At 53.9% G+C, this 356-nt stretch carries 4 tRNA genes; all 4 read left to right on the top strand.

Going from position 1 to position 356, the window contains the following annotated elements:
• Positions 1-5: 5 nt before the first annotated feature.
• Positions 6-82, top strand: a tRNA-Ile gene (locus LZ480_RS19780).
• Between the two features lie 11 nt (positions 83-93).
• Positions 94-169, top strand: a tRNA-Asn gene (locus LZ480_RS19775).
• An 11-nt stretch (positions 170-180) separates the two neighbouring features.
• Positions 181-271, top strand: a tRNA-Ser gene (locus LZ480_RS19770).
• Between the two features lies 1 nt (position 272).
• Positions 273-344: transfer RNA gene (locus tag LZ480_RS19765), tRNA-Glu, on the top strand.
• Positions 345-356: the final 12 nt, after the last annotated feature.

Genomic DNA, 356 nt, shown 5'->3' with positions numbered 1-356 from the left:
AAAGAGGGCCTATAGCTCAGCTGGTTAGAGCGCACGCCTGATAAGCGTGAGGTCGATGGTTCGAGTCCATTTAGGCCCACCATATAAAACGATTCCGAAGTAGCTCAGTTGGTAGAGCATCCGGCTGTTAACCGGCAGGTCGCAGGTTCGAGTCCTGCCTTCGGAGCCATATTTATTTAAGGGGAATTACTCAAGAGGCTGAAGAGGCGCCCCTGCTAAGGGTGTAGGTCGGGTAACCGGCGCGAGGGTTCAAATCCCTCATTCTCCGCCACGGCCCGTTGGTCAAGTGGTTAAGACACCGCCCTTTCACGGCGGTAACACGGGTTCGAATCCCGTACGGGTCATACATAAGTAAA

It is taken from the genome of Solibacillus palustris, from assembly GCF_022549215.1.
Classification (GTDB): Bacteria; Bacillota; Bacilli; order Bacillales_A; family Planococcaceae; genus Solibacillus; species Solibacillus daqui.
Note: the sequence above shows the minus strand (reverse complement) of the source record. Positions and strands in the feature narration are given on the sequence as shown.